Origin of the sequence: Croceicoccus naphthovorans (genome assembly GCF_001028705.1) — a bacterium.
GTDB classification, from domain to species: domain Bacteria; phylum Pseudomonadota; class Alphaproteobacteria; order Sphingomonadales; family Sphingomonadaceae; genus Croceicoccus; species Croceicoccus naphthovorans.
In genome coordinates this window covers 2,504,812-2,517,815 of the sequence record NZ_CP011770.1, presented here as the reverse complement: position 1 = coordinate 2,517,815, position 13,004 = coordinate 2,504,812, and the positions used below count along the sequence as shown (strand labels likewise).

Annotated in this window: 12 protein-coding genes and 1 tRNA gene; 8 read left to right on the top strand and 5 right to left on the bottom strand. The window is 62.9% G+C overall.

The genetic code is table 11. The features are described 5' to 3' along the window. Positions 1 to 195 precede the first annotated feature (195 nt). From AB433_RS12685 to lon, 3 genes are all read left to right on the top strand, one after another. The gene (locus tag AB433_RS12685) at positions 196 to 1,977 is read left to right on the top strand and encodes a DNA polymerase III subunit gamma/tau (RefSeq protein WP_047821442.1); all 1,782 of its coding nucleotides are present in this window, start codon (positions 196 to 198) and stop codon (positions 1,975 to 1,977) included. Positions 1,978 to 2,007: 30 nt separating this feature from the next. Next, positions 2,008 to 2,352, top strand: a complete 345-nt coding sequence (locus AB433_RS12680; RefSeq protein ID WP_047821441.1) for a YbaB/EbfC family nucleoid-associated protein — start codon at positions 2,008 to 2,010, stop codon at positions 2,350 to 2,352. Positions 2,353 to 2,502: 150 nt separating this feature from the next. Continuing rightward, on the top strand, positions 2,503 to 4,893 hold the full coding sequence (gene lon, locus AB433_RS12675) for an endopeptidase La (protein ID WP_047821439.1): 2,391 nt from the start codon (positions 2,503 to 2,505) through the stop codon (positions 4,891 to 4,893). Here lon and AB433_RS20570 read toward each other — a convergent pair. Then, the gene (locus AB433_RS20570; protein ID WP_156170809.1) at positions 4,890 to 5,186 is read right to left on the bottom strand and encodes a hypothetical protein; all 297 of its coding nucleotides are present in this window, start codon (positions 5,184 to 5,186) and stop codon (positions 4,890 to 4,892) included. The genes lon and AB433_RS20570 overlap by 4 nt on opposite strands. Here AB433_RS20570 and AB433_RS12670 point away from each other — a divergent pair. Continuing rightward, on the top strand, positions 5,185 to 5,457 hold the full coding sequence (locus AB433_RS12670; protein ID WP_047821436.1) for an HU family DNA-binding protein: 273 nt from the start codon (positions 5,185 to 5,187) through the stop codon (positions 5,455 to 5,457). The two genes, AB433_RS20570 and AB433_RS12670, sit on opposite strands and share 2 nt — an antisense overlap. Positions 5,458 to 5,554: 97 nt before the next feature. On the opposite strand, the gene AB433_RS12665 is transcribed toward AB433_RS12670, so the two are convergent. Both AB433_RS12665 and rlmB read right to left on the bottom strand, forming a co-directional pair. Further along, entirely contained in the window at positions 5,555 to 6,382 is an 828-nt protein-coding gene (locus tag AB433_RS12665; protein WP_047821434.1) for a hypothetical protein, read from the bottom strand. A gap of 30 nt (positions 6,383 to 6,412) precedes the next feature. After that, positions 6,413 to 7,219 carry a 23S rRNA (guanosine(2251)-2'-O)-methyltransferase RlmB gene (gene rlmB / locus AB433_RS12660; protein WP_053059151.1) on the bottom strand — a complete coding sequence of 269 codons (807 nt, stop codon included), beginning with the start codon at positions 7,217 to 7,219 and terminating at the stop codon, positions 6,413 to 6,415. 157 nt (positions 7,220 to 7,376) lie between these two features. Here rlmB and AB433_RS12655 point away from each other — a divergent pair. The 4 genes from AB433_RS12655 to AB433_RS12640 all read left to right on the top strand — a co-directional run bounded on the left by AB433_RS12655 (position 7,377) and on the right by AB433_RS12640 (position 11,029). Next, a tRNA-Tyr gene (locus AB433_RS12655) sits at positions 7,377 to 7,462 on the top strand. Positions 7,463 to 7,658: 196 nt separating this feature from the next. After that, positions 7,659 to 8,873, top strand: coding sequence for a tyrosine-type recombinase/integrase (locus AB433_RS12650; protein ID WP_047821431.1), 1,215 nt, complete (start codon positions 7,659 to 7,661; stop codon positions 8,871 to 8,873). Positions 8,874 to 8,991: 118 nt separating this feature from the next. Beyond that, on the top strand, positions 8,992 to 10,299 hold the full coding sequence (chrA, locus tag AB433_RS12645) for a chromate efflux transporter (RefSeq protein ID WP_375782384.1): 1,308 nt from the start codon (positions 8,992 to 8,994) through the stop codon (positions 10,297 to 10,299). A gap of 10 nt (positions 10,300 to 10,309) precedes the next feature. Next, positions 10,310 to 11,029: a superoxide dismutase gene (locus tag AB433_RS12640; protein ID WP_047821426.1), complete on the top strand. Its 720-nt coding sequence runs from the start codon at positions 10,310 to 10,312 to the stop codon at positions 11,027 to 11,029. On the opposite strand, the gene AB433_RS12635 is transcribed toward AB433_RS12640, so the two are convergent. Both AB433_RS12635 and AB433_RS12630 read right to left on the bottom strand, forming a co-directional pair. Further along, positions 11,030 to 12,346 carry an MFS transporter gene (locus AB433_RS12635; RefSeq protein ID WP_047821424.1) on the bottom strand — a complete coding sequence of 439 codons (1,317 nt, stop codon included), beginning with the start codon at positions 12,344 to 12,346 and terminating at the stop codon, positions 11,030 to 11,032. A gap of 31 nt (positions 12,347 to 12,377) precedes the next feature. Next, positions 12,378 to 13,004: a hypothetical protein gene (locus AB433_RS12630; RefSeq protein WP_047821422.1), complete on the bottom strand. Its 627-nt coding sequence runs from the start codon at positions 13,002 to 13,004 to the stop codon at positions 12,378 to 12,380.

Here is a 13,004-nt window from a genome sequence, read left to right as displayed (position 1 = left end):
GGCGCGTGCTTTGCCGAATCATAGAGCGGTCCCGATACGTCTCCCTTCCTGCCATCAATCCCGGCCGAGGAGCGCGGCATAAACGCGCGCAATATGCCGCGTTAACGGTCATCCGACCCACCCCAATTAAATTTTCGCGGATTCATTGGGGCCAGCGGTTCGACAGCGCGCCTTGGCGTGCCTAGATTGGCCTCGATGTCCGATTCACCCGACATTTTCGGTTCCGAAGAACCAGAGGGCGATACGCCCCCGCCGACAGCCGCCGAGCTTGAAGCCGCCGGGCAAAACGCCTTGTTTGGCGAACCTGCCGCTGCGCCGCCGGTGGAGGCCGCGCCCGCCGCGCCGCCCGTGCAGGCGAATCAGCCCTATCGCGTGCTGGCGCGTAAGTATCGTCCGCAGACGTTCGGGCAGCTGATCGGGCAGGATGCGATGGTGCAAACGCTGGCCAACGCGATCCGCCGCGACCGGCTGGCCCACGCTTTCCTGATGACCGGCGTGCGCGGGGTTGGCAAGACCAGCACCGCGCGCCTGATCGCCAAGGCGCTGAACTGCATCGGCCCCGACGGCAACGGCGGGCCGACGATCGACCCTTGCGGGGTGTGCGAACCCTGCGTGGCGATTGCCGAGGGTCGCCATATCGACGTGATCGAGATGGACGCGGCGAGCCACACCGGCGTCGACGACGTGCGCGAGATTATCGAGGCCGTGCGCTACGCCGCCGTTTCGGCGCGCTATAAAATCTATATCATCGACGAAGTGCACATGCTGTCGCGCAACGCGTTCAACGCGCTGCTCAAGACGCTGGAGGAACCTCCGGCGCACGTGAAGTTCCTCTTCGCGACGACCGAGGTGGACAAGCTGCCGGTGACGGTCCTCTCGCGGTGTCAGCGCTTCGACTTGCGCCGCATTACCGCGCCGATGCTGAAAGATCACTTCGCCAAGGTTTGCGAGGCGGAGGGCGTGACTGCCGAGGACGAGGCGCTGGAGATGGTCGCCTCTGCCGCGGAAGGCTCGGTGCGCGACGGGCTTTCGATCCTGGACCAGGCCATCGCCCATGCCGACATGGCGAGCGAGGGCGAGGGCACGCACGTTACCGCCGATCAGGTGCGCGACATGCTGGGCCTTGCGGACAAGGGCGTGCAGCGGCGCTTGCTGGCGGCGATGCTATCCGGCGATGGGCCCGAATTGCTCGACGTGCTGGGGCGGCAATATGCGCTGGGTGTGGAGCCGGTTGCCGTGATGCGCGGGCAGATGGACCTGATCCACCGGATCGCCCTGTGCCAGTTGGGCAAGGGCGAAGCCGACGGGCCGAGTGCCGAGGAGCGCGAGGCAATTGCCGACTGGGCGGGCAAGTTGGGCGCGGGGCAGGTGCACCGGCTCTGGCAATTGTTGCTAAAGGGCCATGACGAGGTGCGGACCGCGCCCGAACCGCTGGCGGCGGCGCAGATGGCGTTGCTGCGCGCGATGCATGCCGCCGACATGCCAGATCCGGGTGCGCTGGTGCGCAAGCTGGACGAGATTGCCGCGCGACCACCGGCTCCGGCTGGCGAGGCTGCACCGGTGCAAAGTGATGCGCCAGCCGCGCAAATCACGGCACCGGCTCCGAAATGGATCGATCTCGTCGCGCAGGTTGAGGCGGCGGGATTCCTGCGTGTTGGCCAGATCATGGCGGACTGGGTGCGGGTGATCGACCTGAAGCACGGGCAATTGCGCTATGCCAACGCGCCGGGATTTGACGAGGACATCGGGGCGGATCTGCGTGATGCGCTGTACCGTACGACAGGCGAACGCTGGACCGTCGAACGCGGCGGCGCGGACGAACACGCTCCGCCGACGATTGCGGAAGAACGCAAGGCTATGGCCGAGGCCGAGGCCGACATCGTGCGCAATTCCCCGATGGTGAAGGCTGCGGTAGAGGCGTTTCCCGATGCCAAGCTGCTCGAACACGGGCGCGATGGAGAAATGCGGCGGGCCTGATTGGCTCCGCGCGAAATAAGGACGAAACCGATGAAGTCGATGGAAGAAATGATTCAGGCCGCGCAAGCCGCGGCGCAGACGATCCAGAAGCAGATGAACGACGCGCAGACTACACTCGATTCTATCGAGGTAGAGGGCCAGTCAGGCGGCGGCATGGTGAAAATTCGCTGCACTGCCAAGGGCCGCATTCTTGGCGTGTCGATCGACGACAGCCTGATGGTCCTATCCGAGAAGCAGATGCTGGAGGACCTGATTACCGCCGCGTTCAACGATGCACGTCAGCGGGCCGACCAGAAGGCGGGCGAGGAAATGGCCAAGGTTCAGCAGAATTCCGGACTTCCCCCCGGTTTCGACCTTTCCAAGCTGGGCCTTTGATCGCACTCGTGGCACGATGGTTGCCGGGGCGCGTTCGCCTTCCCATATCGGGCCAGAACGAATGTGCAGCCTGTGGCGGACGGGGGTCCGCCAGCGCACCGGCGATCCTGATATGCCGTGCGGGTGGGCCTTAGACTTGGACGTGGATTGATGAACGAATTTCCCCTTCTTCCCTTGCGCGACATCGTCGTGTTTCCCGGCATGGTTGTGCCGCTTTTCGTGGGGCGCGACAAATCCGTCGCCGCGCTGGAGGCGGCAATGGCTGGCGACAAGGACATCATGCTTGTGTCGCAGCTCGATCCGGGTTGCGACGATCCGGGCACCGATGACCTCTACGACATCGGCGTCGTGGCCAGCGTGCTGCAACTGCTGAAATTGCCCGACGGCACCGTGCGCGTGCTGGTCGAAGGGCAGCAGCGCGCCCGCATGGTGGAGATCGACGAAAAGGGCGAGATGCTGACCGCCCGGGTCGAGATTCTGGACGAGATGACCGCCAGCGGGACCGAGGTTTCAGCCCTGATGCGGCAGGTTCTGGAACAGTTCAACGACTATGCCAAGCTGAACAAGAAGCTGTCCGCCGATGCGGGTGAGCAGCTGGGCGAAATCGACGATGCCTCGCGCCTTGCCGATGCGGTGGCGGCGAACATTGCGGCCAAGGTTTCGGACAAGCAGGCGATGCTGACCGAGCGCGACCCGGTCAAGCGACTGGAAATGGCGCTGTCCTTTATGGAGGGCGAGCTTGGCGTGCTGCAGGTAGAGCGTCGCATCCGTGGCCGCGTGAAGCGGCAGATGGAAAAGACGCAGCGCGAGTATTACCTCAACGAACAGCTGAAAGCGATCCAGACCGAACTGGGCGGTGGCGAAGACGGCAGTGACGAGATCGCCGAACTGGCCGCCAAGATCGAGGGTACAAAGCTTTCGAAAGAGGCCAGGGCCAAGGCCGATGCCGAGCTGAAGAAGCTGAAGTCGATGCAGCCGATGTCGGCAGAGGCGACCGTCATCCGCAATTACCTCGACGTGCTGCTCGGCCTGCCGTGGGGCAAGAAAAGCCGGCTGAAGCGCGACATCGCTCAGGCGCAGGAAGTGCTCGATGCCGATCACTACGCTTTGGATAAGGTCAAGGATCGCATCGTCGAATACCTTGCCGTGCAGGCGCGCACGAAGAAGCTCAAAGGCCCGATCCTGTGCCTGGTCGGACCGCCGGGCGTCGGCAAGACTTCGCTGGGCCAGTCGATCGCCAAGGCTTGCGGGCGCGAATTCGTACGCCAGTCGCTGGGCGGCGTGCGGGACGAGGCCGAGATACGCGGTCACCGCCGGACCTATATCGGTTCGCTGCCGGGCAAGATCGTGTCGAACCTGAAGAAAGCGGGGACGAGCAATCCGCTGTTCCTGCTCGACGAGATCGACAAGCTGGGTCAAGACTTCCGCGGCGATCCGGCTTCGGCCCTTCTCGAAGTGCTGGACCCAGAACAGAACGCGAAGTTTCAGGATCACTACCTTGAGATCGACTACGATCTTTCGGACATCATGTTCGTCTGCACCGCGAACAGCCTGAACCTGCCGCAGCCGCTGCTCGACCGTATGGAGATCATCCGTCTGGAGGGTTACACCGAGGACGAGAAGGTCGAGATCGCGCAGCGCCACCTGATCGAAAAGCAGGTCGAACTGCACGGGTTGAAGAAGGGCGAGTTCGAACTGACCGAAGAAGGTCTGCGCGACCTGATCCGCTATTACACGCGCGAAGCGGGCGTCCGTACGCTGGAGCGTGAGATTGCGCGGCTGGCGCGCAAGTCGCTGCGCAAGATTCTTGAGGGCGAGGTCACGACCGTTACGATCACGCCTGAAAACCTCGGCGACTTCGCGGGCGTGCGCAAGTTCAAGCATGGCATGAGCGACGAAGAGAACCAGGTCGGCGCCGTGACCGGCCTTGCCTGGACCGAAGTCGGCGGGGAACTGCTTACTATCGAAAGCGTGACCGTGCCCGGTAAGGGGCAGGTCAAGACGACCGGCAAGCTGGGCGAAGTCATGAACGAGTCGGTGCAGGCCGCGTTCTCGTTCGTGAAGGCACGCGCCCCGGCCTATGGCATCAAGCCGTCGATCTTCCATCGCAAGGACATCCACATCCATCTACCCGAAGGTGCGGTGCCGAAGGATGGGCCGAGCGCGGGCATCGGCATGGTGACCTCGATCGTCTCGACCCTGTCGGGCGTGCCGGTTCGCGCCGATGTGGCGATGACGGGCGAAGTCACGCTGCGCGGTCGCGTCCTGCCGATCGGCGGGCTCAAGGAAAAGCTCCTCGCGGCGCTGCGGGGCGGGATCAAGACCGTCCTGATCCCCGAAGAGAACCGCAAGGACCTGGTCGAAATTCCCGACAACGTGAAGGAAGGGCTGGACATCATTCCGGTCAGCCACGTTGACGAGGTTCTGGCGCGGGCCCTGACCGAGGAACTCGACCCGATCGAGTGGAGCGAAGCGGACGATTTGGCCAGCCAGCCTGCGCCCATGCCGCATTCGTCGACTTCTTCGGCGACTGCGCATTAATGGCGGGGGCGGGGCGTTTCGGCGCCTCGCCCGCCCAATTTTTCAATGATGCATTGCAGCATTGATTTTGCAGCTGCGAAGTCTTCTGCGGTCAATCGCGCAATGTGGCTCGATTCATCGGAAAAACCGCCAAAATCACCCGTTTTGAAGCGGTTTTGCCTTTGACAGCGCGGCAAAAAATCGCTCCATTCCCGCGCATTCGCCCACGGCGATACCGGGCCGGTGTATCCCGCCGGACCGGCCCTTCTTCGAATTTGTTTTTTCTGAACCTTAAAAGGGGGTTGTATACTCATGAACAAGAACGAGCTGATCGGCACCGTCGCTGACACCAGTGGCCTTTCGCGCAACGATGCGACGAAGGCGGTTGAAGGCGTGTTCGACGCCATCACCGCTTCGCTGGCCAAGGGTGACGAAGTTCGCCTGGTCGGTTTCGGCACCTTCTCGGTCGCCAAGCGCAAGGCTTCGACCGGTCGCAACCCGCGCACCGGTGAGCCGATGACGATCAAGGCTTCGACCCAGCCGAAGTTCAAGGCGGGCAAGGGCCTGAAGGACGCCGTCAACTAAGACGCGCCTCCCTCGTCCCTCACGAGGGGCCGAATCAAGAAAAAGCCGCGCGGGAAATTGCCTCCCGCGCGGCTTTTTCTATTGTCCTGCTTTCGCGTCAGTCCAGCGCGATCAACGCCATGGGCGGAACCTTGGTCGAGGTATCGACGGTCCATTTCAGACGCTGCATGCCGCCAACATCGGACGGGCCCTCGTCGGTATTGTTGGCCAGAATCCGCCCATCGGTGACGATGGTGAAGGTGCCATCAGGCAGGATGGGTTCGGGCTTGTCGCCCTTGTCCTTCATCGCGCCCATGGCGGCCAGCATTCCCATACCCGGACCCATTGAAGGCATGGTTTCGCTTCCGAACCCTTCGGCCTCTACCCGAACGCTGCCATCGGCGCGGGGCACGGCGACGAGGAATGGTGAGACCGTAAGCTTCTCGACCACCGGGAACATGAAGGGATGGCTCAGGCTGCCGGTGGCCGAGTAGCTTACGGTGAACACGCCATCCCCGGTCTGTTCGACCTTTTCCCAACCGTCCTGACGGCGCATCACTTCGACCAGCTTGGCAACGCTTTCGGGATCGCCCGGATCGACGTTGCCCATCATGCGGACGAACTGTTTCTTCTTCTCCGCGTCCTTAGCCTGCTCAGCCTCCCACTCGGCCCGCTGCTCGGCCACTTCTTCCGCCGTGCAGGCGGTCGCCTCGAAATCGTCGTCATAGCATTCGGCTTCGAACGCCTCGTTCGCGCCCATGCTGGCAAGCTGGGTCAGGCCCATCATCGAGATTTCGCCGTCATAGGTGAACGCGAACTCGCCACCTTTTTTCAGCACGAGTTCCGAAGTGAACTTGCCCGGCGTCAGCAAACAGCCCGATACCAGTAGCGATCCCGCCGCGACGATCGTGGCCGCCGCAGTGCGCAGCGTGAACGGTTGGCCCATGATTTCCCTCCTGTCGATTGCCCCGCCGCCTTAATCGCCCCGTGTTGCACAAGCGTAAAGGGCGATGGCCGCGGCATTCGACACGTTCAGGCTCTCGACCGCGGTCTCGATGGGAAGGCGCGCGATCTGGTCGCAGTGCTGACCCACCTGATAGCGCAGGCCATCGCCCTCTGCGCCCAGTACGAAGGCGACAGGGCCGGTCGGCAGCGCCTCTGCCAAAGTCACCTCGCCATCGCCATCCAGCCCGATGCGCCAGTATCCGGCCTCTGCCATCTCCTCCAGCGCGCGCGACAGGTTTACCACGCGCACCCAAGGCAGCGTTTCCAGCGCGCCTGAAGCGGACTTCGCCAGAACCCCCGATTCGGGCGGCGCATGGCGATCTTGCGTGACGAGGCAGGCGGCACCGAATGCGGCGGCACTGCGCATGATCGCGCCGACATTGTGCGGATCGGTAACGTGGTCGAGCACGACGATCGGTGCCTCCCGATCTCCTGTCGCGACATCGGCCAGGTGGACGTCGGGCAGCGGTTCGCATTCTATCACCAGATTTTGGTGCGGTGCGTCGCGAGTCACCAGCCGGGCCAGATCCTGCCCGTCGGCATATTCGACGCGCAGATCCTCGGGCAATTCAACCTCGCCCTCGGCCACCATGGCATCCAGCGTCTCTCGCACGGCCCAAAGCCGCTTTACCTCGCGATCCGGGTTGTCCAGCGCCGCGACGACGGCATGCCGCCCCCACAGCCGCACGGCCCCTTTCGTGCCGCGCCCGCTGCCGCGTCCGCCCTGCATCCGGCCCGCGCGTCCGCGCAGCACTCGTTCCTTACCCTTTTTCGCCATCAATCTGTCGCCTGTCTGTGCCTTTGGCGCGCTCTAGCCAGTCGCCCCATTGACAGGCAAGCGCTGCTTCGCCAAAGGGGCGCCTCTCGGCCGGACGGGAAGCTTTTCCTGTCATGCGTATCGAGGCTTTTTGGGCCTCTTTCGACGGCACCGGTGTGGACAGGTGGCCGAGTGGTTAAAGGCAGCAGACTGTAAATCTGCCCGCGCAAGCGTACGTTGGTTCGAATCCAGCCCTGTCCACCACCGCCCTTTCTCAGAACATCCCCGAAAAGCCCTAGAAATCGCAGAAAACCAAGGGTATTCTGCTCTACATCGTCCGCACCCGATCGCTTCTGTTTGCTTGCAGCCGGGGCGTAGTGTGGGAGAGGTGTGGGAGTAAGGTGACTTTCTCCCACACTTGGTTTCTCCCACATTGGCGGCAAAGATGTGGGAGTAACCAATGGGCAAACTCACGGCGGTTGCGGTCAAGGCCGCTTTGGCGAATCCGGGCACCTATCAGGATGGCGACGGATTAGTTCTCAGAGTCGACAAAAGAGGAGGAGCATATTGGCTCCTGCGAATCCAGCGTGATGGCAAGCGTCAGGATATCGGACTGGGTAGTCCGAAGCTGGTGACGCTGGCCGAAGCACGCGCGAAAGCTGCCGATCTCCGCAAGGCGGTAAAGGTCGAGAAACGGGATGTGCTGACCGAACGCAAGGACGAGGAAGCGGCCAAGGTCACCTTCCGTGAAGCCGCCACCCAATATCATTCAGAGAACGAGGCTGGCTGGAAAAGCGATGTCTATGGTCGCCAGTGGCTTGCCAGTTTGGAGAACTACGCCTTCCCGAAATTGGGCGACATGACGACTGGCGGAATCACCGCTGCGGATATCATCTCGGTTCTCACGCCGATCTGGCAGGAAATTCCCGAAACAGCCCGCCAGGTCCGCAACCGGATTTGCGCGGTGCTTGATTACTCCCATGCAAAGGGTTGGCGCTCCACGGAGGCTCCATCGGGCAATAGCAGCCTGAAAGCGGGGCGAGGGCTGCCGCGACAGGTCAAGAAACCGGCAAACCGCAAGGCGATGCCATACGTGGCGGTTCCACCATTCCTAACCGCCTTGCGCCGCAAGCCATCCTATTCGCGTCTCGCGCTCGACCTTCTCATTCTGACGGGCGTCCGTTCGCAGGAAGTGCGGCTCGCGAAGTGGGATGAATTCAATCTGGACCAGCGCCTTTGGACCATCCCCGCCGAACACATGAAGCGCAGCAGGGCGCACATCGTGCCGCTGTCAGAGGCGGCTCTTGCGGTGCTCGTGAAAGCCGATGCAATGCGGCTTGAAGGTGCCGAAGTGGTTTTTCCCGGCATGACCGGCAAGGCGATGTCCAACATGACCCTGCTCAAGGTTATGCGTGACATGCAGGAGCCTTTCCACGTTCATGGCTTCCGTTCCAGCTTCACCGACTGGGCCGCTAACGAAGGCTTTCCGAATGCAGTTGTCGAAGCGGCATTGGCGCACAAGACGCCTGACGCAGTGCAGGCCGCCTATCGACGCACCACCTATCTCGGCACGCCTGAGAATCCCGGCGCGCGGGTGAAACTGATGGAGGCATGGGGGAACTATTGCTCCGGCCAAGCCGTGCCGCACGATTCCACTATCCCGGATTCCGATTGAGTTGTAAGGGTTTCGGACCGGGACCAAGCAACCTCCCGGTCAGGCGGCAATTGCCCAAGTGTTGCCTCGTCGTCCGTCTTCCGGCGGATGGTCGTTTGCGAGGTGACCAATGAGCGTGATGCCTACCACGAATGCCAGCTTCTCTCACCTACTGCGTGTATTCCTGCGCATCGGTCTGCTTAGCTTCGGCGGGCCTGCCGGTCAGATTGCGTTGATGCACCGCGAGCTTGTCGAGGACAGGCATTGGGTGAGTGAGGAGGATTATCTCCACGCACTCAATTTCTGCCACCTGCTGCCGGGGCCTGAGGCGCAGCAGCTGGCGACTTGGATCGGATGGCGCTTGCATGGCTGGCGCGGCGGACTGGCGGCAGGCCTGCTGTTCGTCATTCCCGGCGCGCTGGTAATCCTTGTGTTGTCGGCGCTCTACGCTGTTGCCGCGAACCTAGACTGGTTCGAGGCGCTGTTCCTGGGCGTGAAGGCGGCTGTGCTGGCGATTGTTGTGCAGGCGCTGCTCCGGATCGCCGGACGCGCGCTCAATACACGATTCAAGCAGGGGCTTGCCGTGGGCGCCTTCGTCGCGTTGTTCCTGCTCGACCTGCCGTTCCCTCTGATCGTGCTGGGGGCTGGCGCAATCGGAATGGCCGTTGCGGCGATACGCCCAGAATGGCTGGCACTGAAACAGGGCGGTTCCGTGCTACCGTCTGGCCCGCGCCCTTGGCGCAGCACTGCGCAGGCATTGGTGATCTGGGGCGTGATCTGGGCCGCGCCTATGGTTCTGGTCGCAGCGACGCTGGGCACAGGCCACGTGCTGTGGGACATTGGCGCGTTCTTTTCGCAGCTTGCCGTTGTGACATTTGGCGGTGCCTATGCCGTTCTCGCCTATATGGCGCAGGAAGCAGTGCAGGGCTTCGGCTGGCTGCAACCGGGCGAGATGGCGGACGGACTTGGCCTTGCCGAGACGACGCCGGGGCCACTTATTATGGTGACTCAGTTTGTGGGCTACCTTGCTGCTTATCGCGCGCCGGAGCCGTTCACGCCCTTTGTCGCAGGTCTGTTCGGTGCGGGGCTGACGACCTGGGTGACCTTCGCGCCGTGCTTCCTGTGGATCTTCGCGCTCGCACCGTGGATTGATCGGCTGGGCAGTGCGGTTCGGCTCAAGGGCGGGCTGGCAGCCGTGACGGCAGCGGTGGTGGGTGTGATCGCCAATCTTACAGCTTGGTTCGCCCTTCATGTCCTGTTCGCCACCGTAGGCGAAACGCAAGCGGGGCTGCTGCGCCTCTACACGCCTGATTGGCTCAGCTTCGACTGGCGCGCGACATTGCTTGCCGCGCTTGCGTGCGTGCTGGTGTTCGGCGCAAAATGGTCAGTGGTAAGAGTCTTGGGAGTCGCGGCGCTCGGCGGGCTGGTACTTGGGCTGGCAATCTAGGGAGAAGGACATGAGCAAGGTCACACGCCGTGAGGCAATCGGGACGGCGGCGGTGGGAGTCGCAGGTGTTGCCCTTGCGGGCGGAGCATCGTCCACGGCAACCGCTCAGGAGACCGCGCGAAGCCTTGCCTTCGCGGGCAATCACACACCTAAACCACTGCGCTTCAACCCCGCAAGCCTGACGGGATTGTCCGAACGCCTCATCACCTCACACTGGGAGAACAATTACCAAGGCTCGGTGCGGGGCCTGAACACTATCGAAACCCGGCTTGCCGCCGCGATGGCTGATCCCGATTTTCCGACCGTGGCCTTTGCCGGATTGAAGCGTGAGGAACTGCACCGAACGGGGTCGGTAGTGCTGCACGAAATCTACTTCGATGGGCTGGGCGGAAACGGTGAGGCAGGCGGATCGGTCCGCGATGCGCTCTCCACTGCGTATGGCGGCTTCGATGCTTGGGAAGCCGAGTTCCGCCGCACTGCCATGTCTCTTGCTGGCGGATCAGGCTGGTGCGTGCTCACCTGGAATGCGCACACCCAGTCGCTGCACAATTACTGGGCCTGGGATCACATGCATGGTGCAGTGACGGGCGCTCCGCTGATCGCGCTCGATATGTATGAGCACTCCTATCACATGGACTACGGGACAGCTGCCGCGCGCTATATCGATGCCTTCATGGCCAATCTCGACTGGGAAGTGATCGACACGCGCTATCGCGCGGCTATTGCCTAGCTAGGCGCGGCCCGGCCAGTGGCCGTGCAGTTCGTCGATGACATAAGCATGGGCGTGTTGGCCGCTGCCGTGCTCAGCGAGATGCGGATGGTCGGCGGGTAGTTCCGGATGCTCGTGCTGTAGTTCGGCAGGATCGTATTTGGGCCAGCGCCAGAGCGCCAGCAAAACTCCGACGATCGCCAAAACCGCCAGAGCGACGAAGGCGGTAGCCATTCCGAAACGAGCACCCACTTGCCCGGCGACCGGGTAGGCGATCAGCCAGCAGACATGGCTCAGGGCAAATTGTGCAGCAAAGAGGGCAGGCCTGTCCGGTTCGCTCGATGATCGGCGCAGCAGTCTGCCGCCCGGCGTGACGCAGAGCGAGTAGCCGACGCCCATCACCAGCCATCCTGCCAGAAGGGCCGTCCAGTTCAGCGTTGCGGCTCCGAACACAGCGAGCGCGATGGCGAGGATGGCCGCGCCGGTCAGCATCACCGTGCGATCGCTCAGACGCTTCAGGACGCGCGGCAGTGCCAGCGCGGCGAGCATCGAGCCGCCGCCGTAGGCTGCCAGCGCCAGCGCCACATCCTCCTGGCTACGGCCCATGCCCTTCACGATCACCACCGTGTTGACGATCACCATCGCGCTTCCCGCTGCCGCTGCCAGCGTCACCGCCAGCAAGCCGACCAACCGGGGTGTCTTGAGATAGATGCGCGCGCCGCGCGTGGTCTTGCGCCAGACGCTCTCGACTACCTTAGTTGCCGCCTTGCGATGCGGCAGTGCCGAGGTGACGACAAGCAGCGCTGAGATCACAAAACCGACCGACGTGCCAGCAAACAGCCAGTGGAAGCTGATAACGGTCAGCAGAGCGGCTGCCAGCATCGGGCTGAGCAGGCTTTCGAGGTCATAGGCGAGCCGCGAGAGCGATAGGGCGTTGGTGTATTCCTCCTCTTCCGGGAGAATGTCCGGGATGGTCGCCTGGAAGGTCGGGGTGAACGCCGCCGAAGCCGATTGGAGCAGGAATATCAGCAGATAGACCTGCCAGACGGCATCCACGAATGGCAGAACCAGTGCCACGCCAGCGCGGACCGCGTCCATCGCCACTAGCAATGTCTTGCGTGGCAGTCGGTCAGCATAAGCCCCCACGACCGGGGCGATGCCGATATAGGCGATCATCTTGATCGCCAGTGCCGTACCCAGCACCGCGCCCGCATCGGCCCCGGCGATCTCGTAGGCCAGCAGCCCCAGTGCAACCGTCGCCAGCCCGGTCCCGACTAGGGCAATCACCTGCGCTGCGAACAGGTGGCGGTAGGTGCGATGCTTGAGGACTGAGAGCATTGGGGCCTCGCGATGTGCCGGATCGTTTCGTTCAGACGACGCGCTTGATTTCGGTATAAGCACCGTCGGTCGTCAGAGTAACCGTCACCGTTCCAGCTGAGCGATTGCGCCAGAACCATCCGTGGCTTCCGTCGAAGGCGGCGACCAGCGTGCCGGACTCGCCAGTGGACTCCCGGCCTTTGCCGTAGCCGTGGTAATCAATTCCGGGCGCGTCGGCGTGCGTATCATAATTGACGTGGCCACCTGACACCGACCACTCGTATCGCAGGCTCTCCCCATCGGCCATCACTGCCTTGATCTCGGCTCCTTCGCCAGGAGCCAGGGTCAGTTCCATCACGTCGGACCGGGTTGCCGCTGCCTGTGCGAGTTCGGCTGCCGATGCGGCTTCTTGCGTAGCTGCCATCTCGCCGGTGTCGGACTGCTGAGCGTCGGCCAGGAGCGCGTCGGCTGCTGCTTCCTCGGCAAGCTGGGCCTTGATTTCGCCCATCTCGGTGAAACCGAGAACCCTTCCGGCACCAGTGGGATCGATAGCGTATTCGGACGGAAGGATGACGGTGACGAGCAGGGTTCCAGCGGTGACCAGCGCGATACCAGTGGCTTTCAGTAACTGTGCATTGGTGGGCAGGTCGTCGATATTCGGGCGTTGCGAATTGAACAT

Coding starts and splice junctions, on each gene's coding strand:
- AB433_RS12685 (WP_047821442.1), top strand. CDS start 196: ATGTCCGATTCACCCGACATTTTCGGTTCCGAAGAACCAGAGGGCGAT.
- AB433_RS12630 (WP_047821422.1), bottom strand. CDS start 13,004: ATGTTCAATTCGCAACGCCCGAATATCGACGACCTGCCCACCAATGCA.
- AB433_RS12670 (WP_047821436.1), top strand. CDS start 5,185: ATGAACAAGAACGAGCTGATCGGCACCGTCGCTGACACCAGTGGCCTT.
- AB433_RS12665 (WP_047821434.1), bottom strand. CDS start 6,382: ATGGGCCAACCGTTCACGCTGCGCACTGCGGCGGCCACGATCGTCGCG.
- chrA (WP_375782384.1), top strand. CDS start 8,992: ATGCCTACCACGAATGCCAGCTTCTCTCACCTACTGCGTGTATTCCTG.
- AB433_RS12680 (WP_047821441.1), top strand. CDS start 2,008: ATGAAGTCGATGGAAGAAATGATTCAGGCCGCGCAAGCCGCGGCGCAG.
- AB433_RS12640 (WP_047821426.1), top strand. CDS start 10,310: ATGAGCAAGGTCACACGCCGTGAGGCAATCGGGACGGCGGCGGTGGGA.
- lon (WP_047821439.1), top strand. CDS start 2,503: ATGAACGAATTTCCCCTTCTTCCCTTGCGCGACATCGTCGTGTTTCCC.
- AB433_RS12635 (WP_047821424.1), bottom strand. CDS start 12,346: ATGCTCTCAGTCCTCAAGCATCGCACCTACCGCCACCTGTTCGCAGCG.
- rlmB (WP_053059151.1), bottom strand. CDS start 7,219: ATGGCGAAAAAGGGTAAGGAACGAGTGCTGCGCGGACGCGCGGGCCGG.
- AB433_RS20570 (WP_156170809.1), bottom strand. CDS start 5,186: ATGAGTATACAACCCCCTTTTAAGGTTCAGAAAAAACAAATTCGAAGA.
- AB433_RS12650 (WP_047821431.1), top strand. CDS start 7,659: ATGGGCAAACTCACGGCGGTTGCGGTCAAGGCCGCTTTGGCGAATCCG.